The sequence below is a fragment of the Candidatus Frankia nodulisporulans genome, from assembly GCF_902806475.1.
Taxonomy (GTDB): domain Bacteria; phylum Actinomycetota; class Actinomycetes; order Frankiales; family Frankiaceae; genus Frankia; species Frankia umida.
The window spans coordinates 1-5,696 of record NZ_CADCWS010000260.1 but is presented as its reverse complement, the minus strand read 5'-3'; the positions used below and the strand labels follow the sequence as shown (position 1 = coordinate 5,696).

The window sequence follows — 5,696 nt, the reverse complement described above, 5'->3', positions numbered from 1 at the left end:
CGAGTTCGGCGAGTTCGGCGAGGTCGGCGAGGCAGATCCGGATGAGGTGGCGGGGGAAGTCGCCGTAGTCGCCGACGCCGCGATGCTGGACCAGGCGGTTGTCCCAGAGGATGAGGGTGTCGGGTGACCATCGCACCCGCAGGTGGTTCTCCGGGCGCAGGCAGGCCGCACGCAGCCGCTCGATCAGCGCGTCGCTGTCGGGCAGGGGCATCCCCAGGATCTGTGGATGATCCCAGGACGCCAGGTTGAGGTACAGGTAGAGCTCACCGGTGGCGGGATGGCGGCGCACCAGGCGGTGGGCGGCGACGGGTCGCTCGTCCTCGAAGGGGCGTTGCACGCCGCGACCGTGGGTGACGTACCGGCTGGTGATCAGTTCCCGCAGCTCCGGGGTCAGCGTCTCGTAGGCGGCGACGTTGCTCGCCCACAGAGTGTCCCCACCGGACGGCGGGACGTTCACCGCGCGCAGCATCGTGGCCACCGGCGGCGACGGCAGGGAGCTCGCGTCGAAATGCCAGTCGTCGCTGCCACCATGCACCTCGTGCACCCCGGGCCGGGCCGGGTCGAGGTTGACGACGCTGGAGAACACCAGGATCGAACCGACCGACTGGGCGAACCTCACCTGATCGGCGGTGTCCATCGGCTGGTCGCGCCACACCAGGACCCGATGGCGAAACAGCAGTGTGTGGATCGCCGCCCGCAGCGGCGCGGTGATCGTCTCCCGCAGGCTGATGCCGGCGACCTGCGCGCCGAACGGTCCGGGCAGGGGTTGGACGTCAAGATCCGCGACAACCGGCGATGTGGACTGGCTCATGCGCACCCCAGACTGGCGACACCCCGACGGATGATGCGTGCCGACCGGACGTCTCGCGTGGACGTCGGCGAGGACCGCGCGGGCCGGACCGGGGCCGGCGCGGATCGTTTCGACGGGCGATGCCCGCGGCAACTGAGCCCGCAGTGAACCATGGCCGTCCGCCGGGACGCGTGCGAGATTCCGTTACATCGAGGTAAATCCTCAGAGGGGGAGCGCGAGGACGATCACGTTGTCGCGGTAGCTGTGGGTCGTCCGGTTGAACGAGCCGCCGCAGGTGATCAGAGCGAGGCGGGGCGGTCCGTCGGTGCGGAACACCCCGGTGTCGGCCAGTGACGTCTTCGCCACGTGCCGGCGGGTGACGACCTGGTAGCGATGGGTCGTGCCATCGGCGCTGGTCACGGTCACCACACTGGACGTCGGGAGTTCCGCCAGGGAGAACAGCGCGCCGGGCCGTCCGTCGTAGTCGACATGCCCGGCCAGCACGACCGTTCCGGTGGCGCTGCCCGGGGCTGCGCCACCCGCCCACCAGCCGACGATCGCCGGATCACGCGGCACGTCGAGGGCGCCGCCGCTGTCGACGAGACTTGTCACCACAGGTGCGGCGATGTGCTCGTCCGCGATGGCCACCGCCGTCGGTCGACGTTCCGCGTTCAGCGCGGCCTGGTCGGCGGCGGCGGCCTGGCTGGGGCCGGGGGTGGGACTGCTGGTCTGGCCGGCCGCCGTGGTCCCCGGGGACACGGATGTCCCCGGGGACCCGGTAGCCGATGTGCCGGCGTCGAACGAGCCGACGTCCGCGGGTGGCCGGGAGGTCATCCAACCGGCCAGCCCCGTGACTCCCACGACACCTGAGAGCACCGCCGTGGCGATCACCATGTGCCGTCCGACGCGTAGCAACCGGACCCGCATGCTCCGATGCGGACGCCGGTGCGCGCCCGCCTGGGACGTCTGCGGCTCCCGGTCGGACTCCGCGTGGCCGGTGTGGTTCTCGTCGTCGGACTCCACGGCGGTTTCCCCGCCCGTTCCCCGATGTCCGCCCTCGGGCCGTTCAGACTGCTCGGACTGGCCGGGCTGCCCGGGCTGGCCTGGAGCGTCCGGCTGGCCTGGGTGTTCGGGCCGCTCGGGGTGTTCGGGCCGCTCGGGGTGTCCTGGGATGTCTGCTCGCTCCGCGCCTGGCATCATCCCCGGCGGCGGGCCAAGGACGTCCGACGACGCTGCAGACCGAGCAGCGCGCCCGCGGTTCCGAGGGAGATACCCAACGCGCTCAGCGGGATGATCGGGAACCGGTCACCGGCCACGAGCAAACCACTGTTACCGGCGTTCACCGCGGTCGGCACGCCCACGGCGGGCGCAGCGCCGAGCGAGGCCGGCTGCGGGCTTCCCGCACCCGGCGCAGCCGGCGCACCCGCACCGGGAGCACCCGCGCCAGGCGCACCCGCACCGGGAGCACCGCCACCTGGGGCGCCGCCACCGGGAGTGCCGCCACCGGGAACGCCCCCACCCGGAGTGCCACCACCTGGGACGCCACCACTCCGGGTGCCGCCGCCGGGAACGCCGCCACCCGGAGTGGGAGTGCTGGTGCCGGGAACGCCGCCACCTGGGACGCCGCCACCGGTGGTGCCCCCGCCGGGAACGCCGCCGACACAGGTCGGGTTGTCCTTGGTGGGGATGTTGTCCTTGCACTCGATGGGCGTCGGCGCGGGAACGCCGCCGACGCAGGTCTCACCGTCCTTGGTGGGAACACCGTCCTTGCACGGGACCGGCCCGGGTCCCGGAATGACGATGGGGCCGACGATCGGCCACGGGATGATGATCGGGCCGACGATCGGGCCGGTCCCCACGATCGGGGCCGGCGTCGGGCAGGGCTGGCCGTCCTTGTCAGGCTGGCCATCCTTGATGGGCTGGCCGTCCTTACAGGGCAGGGCCACCGAACCGTCGGCGATGGCGGCACTGGCACTGGGTGTGCTGGTGGCTTCGGGGGTGGTGCCGATCCGAGGCCGTCCCGCCTCGTCGACAGCCGAAGCGATAATGCCTCGGATCACATCCTGTTGTTCGGGGGTTATGGTCGCTGTGGCTGCTGCAGCAATGCCCGAGGATGTGGGCGCGACACCAACATCCTGTCCCGGTACGGACGCTGACGCCATGCCGGCCATGCCCAGTGACAGGGCCACCGTTGCCGTCGCCGCGCCGATCGTTCGGGCGCCCGCTTTCGGGAGAGAGCGCGTAGTCCGTTGCATTTTCGTAGGAGCTCCCGGCACGTTATCCAGATAGCTGGTCGTTCGCACCATACAGCGGGCCCCGGGAAGTCAAGATAGTCGCGACCGGGACCTCTTCCCATGATTGTTGCCCCGCACACATATGGCCGGTTGCCACGAGAGTGCCGGCGACATGGGCAACGATGTCACAAGCAGCCGGACAGTCCCGCAGCTCCGCGCCCTGCAAGCGGCCTGAGCTGGCCCTTTCTGGCGAGCTGCGGCGGGTCGGGTGGGCCGATACGGCGCCGCGGGCGGACTCCCTCACCGCGGATTTCGACCACACCACCCATGGTGGGGGGTCGGGCCCGGATATCAGCGCAGGTCAGGAGTCGTAGGGCCGGACCGACCTGGTCCATTCGGCTCGGAAAGACAGCCTGAGTTTCGATTAACCAATCGCCGGACGGTGCCGCGCGTCCATTGCCGGCCCGCCGGACGTCGGCCACCGAGCGCCGCCAGCCGCGGACAAGGCGCCGGTGGAACACCCCCGGAAAATGAGTAGCCTGTTCGCGCCGAATTCATGAGGACGACGGCGCGCGCAGCCGACCGTGCGCCGTCGCACGCGCGACGTCACCGGGACATCCAGGCATTGCCCGTGCAGGGCTTGGGCGCCGGAAATGGCACTCCCAGGTGGCCGCCCGGTTCACCCGACGGCCATTCGGCCGCGAGGGGGGCTGGCACCTCCGGGCCCGATGTGGTGCCCGCCGGCGTAACCACGTCAGATGATCCCCGCCCGCGGTGCCACCCGCGGCGCGACCCGCGGCCCCGCGATCTACACCGACCGGATGCCGAGGTCTCCGTCCGGCCAGCTGTTGCGCCCGGGCGGCCCGCCCGGCTTGGACGGCCCGCCCGGTTTGGCTCGTCCACCCTGTTCGGACGGCCCCACCTGCTTGGACGGCCTCGCCTCGCTGGATGTCCCCACCGCGGCTGGCCCGGCCGGTGTGGACGGCGCGGCCTGGACGGCGGGTTCGGACGTCGACCGGGGTGCGCTCGCGCGGGTGCTTGGCGCCCGCGCGGCGCCGAGGGTCGATTCGGTCGCGCGTCCAGGCTCGGCGGTGTGGAACATGCCATAGCCACCGTCGTGGTAGACGAGGGGCGCGACCGGGCGCTCGAGCTGACTGTCGAGGACCTCGGCGATCACCAGCCAGTGGTCACCGGCGGAGATCCGCTCCCGGATGCGGCAACGCAGCCAGACGGCGGCGTCCGACAGCAGTGGTTCGCCGGTCTCAAGGCGTCGCCACCGGGTGGGCGGGGCGAAACGGTCGGCGCCGGGCTCGGCGAAGCGCATCGCGAGTTCCCGCGTGTCGTGGCCGAGCAGGTGCACCACGAGTGTCCGCGCGGCCAGCAGCGCCGGGATCAGCGACGAGGTGGTCGCCAGCGCCAACGACACCAGCGGCGGACGATGCGAGAGCGAGGTCACCGACGTCGCGGTGAACCCGACCGGTTCGTCGCGCCGGGTGAAGGTCACCACCGCCACGCCCGCCGCGTGCCGGCGAAACGCCTGCCGCAGTCCCTCGCTCAACGCCGCCGTCCGATCCGGGCGAGCGGCCAGCACCGAAGCCGGGGCCGATGGCCGAATCGGGGCTGTGACCTGGGCCGGGGCCGCTGCCTGGGCCTGGGCCGACGGGGGCGCCGATGCGGAGGCCCGGGGTATGGGCGGCGGGACGGACCTGTGCTTCGCCATGGCACCACCCTCCTGCACCGACGGGCCTGTGTACACCAAGCCGTCACCGTCGCGATCTGGATCGCGGCTCGCCGGGGCATATACCCCGCTTGGGCGGCGCACACGTCGGAGGATGGGTGCATTGCGGTGACATCTCTGAAATGAGGGGGGCAGGGCGAGTCATGCCGACACCGATCGACCGTGGCGCCAGCCAGGAGCGCAGCCTTGCCGGCCGCTACCGACTCGGGCGCATCCTCGGCCGCGGTGGCGGCGGGATCGTCCGTGAGGGTGAGGACATGCTGCTGCGCCGACAGGTGGCGATCAAGGAGCTGCGTCGCCCGCCGGCCGCCTCGGAGGCCGAGGGGGAGGTGTTCGCCCAGCGGGTGCTGCGCGAGGCCCGCGCCGCCGCCCGGCTGCGCCATCCGGGTCTGGTCACCGTCTACGACGTTCTGCACGCCGACGATCGCACCTGGATCGTGATGGAGTACGTCGACGGGGCGTCGCTGTCGGACCTGATCCGTGAGCGTGGCCGGCTGCCGGCGCTGGAGGCCGCGCACCGCTCCGGGGTGGTCCACCGCGATGTGAAACCCGGCAACGTCCTGGTCACCTCGGACGGCCACGCCCGCCTCACCGACTTCGGCATCGCCGTCACCGAAGGTGATCCGACCCTGACCGCGACCGGGATGCTCGTCGGTTCACCCGCCTACATCGCCCCCGAACGGGCCCGCGGCGCCCGGGTCGGTATCGCCGCCGACGTCTGGGGTCTGGGGGCCACGCTGTTCACCGCCGCGGAGGGCGTCCCGCCGTTCGACGGTGAGGGTCCGCTCGGCGTTCTCGCCGCCGTCGTCGCCGACCGGCGCCGTCCCTTCCGCCACAGCGGCCCGTTGCGTGGTGTCGTCACCGAGCTGCTCTCCGCGAATCCCGCGCACCGCCCGTCCCTGGCCGAGGCCCGCGGCCGGCTGCGCGAGGTCGC

Annotated in this window: 5 protein-coding genes; 1 reads left to right on the top strand and 4 read right to left on the bottom strand. The window is 72.1% G+C overall.

Going from position 1 to position 5,696, the window contains the following annotated elements:
• The 4 genes from G6R24_RS17600 to G6R24_RS17585 form a co-directional block, all read right to left on the bottom strand.
• Window positions 1–811, bottom strand: an 811-nt coding sequence (locus G6R24_RS17600; RefSeq protein WP_163550313.1) for a TauD/TfdA dioxygenase family protein, incomplete at its 3' end; no start/stop codon positions are given.
• Window positions 812–1,012: 201 nt separating this feature from the next.
• A complete protein-coding gene (locus tag G6R24_RS17595) occupies window positions 1,013–1,813 on the bottom strand; it encodes a class F sortase (RefSeq protein ID WP_163550312.1) in 801 nt (266 codons plus the stop codon).
• Window positions 1,814–1,986: 173 nt separating this feature from the next.
• Complete coding sequence (locus G6R24_RS17590) at window positions 1,987–2,850, bottom strand: hypothetical protein (RefSeq protein WP_175084532.1); 864 nt, start codon at window positions 2,848–2,850, stop codon at window positions 1,987–1,989.
• 982 nt (window positions 2,851–3,832) lie between these two features.
• The gene (locus G6R24_RS17585) at window positions 3,833–4,582 is read right to left on the bottom strand and encodes a flavin reductase family protein (protein WP_338083900.1); all 750 of its coding nucleotides are present in this window, start codon (window positions 4,580–4,582) and stop codon (window positions 3,833–3,835) included.
• Between the two features lie 323 nt (window positions 4,583–4,905).
• On the opposite strand from G6R24_RS17585, the gene G6R24_RS17580 reads away from it, so the two are divergent.
• Window positions 4,906–5,696, top strand: a 791-nt coding sequence (locus tag G6R24_RS17580; RefSeq protein ID WP_163550309.1) for a serine/threonine-protein kinase, incomplete at its 3' end; no start/stop codon positions are given.